Genomic DNA, 248 nt, shown 5'->3' on the forward strand with positions numbered 1-248 from the left:
GATCCTGAAGGCGGGCGGCGCCTACCTGCCGCTCGATCCGGCCTATCCATCGGCGCGGCTGCGCCAGGTGCTCGACGATGCGGCGCCGCTTTTGGTGCTGGCCGATGCGGCCGGCCGCGCCGCGCTGCTCGATCTGACGGTGGTCGATCTGGAGACGGCGACGCCGGTCTGGGCGGCGCTGCCGGCGACGGATCCGGATGTGCGCGCCCTCGGGCTGACCTCGCGCCATCTCGCCTATGTGATCTACA

General features: G+C 71.8%; 1 protein-coding gene. It reads left to right on the forward strand.

Annotation, left to right across the window (positions count from 1 at the left end; translation table 11 throughout):
* Nucleotides 1–248 (forward strand): hypothetical protein (locus ACZYOF_RS45005; RefSeq protein WP_463719730.1); only part of this gene is annotated, 248 nt, incomplete at both ends.

This window comes from Bradyrhizobium sp. LeoA1Lang, assembly GCF_055413685.1.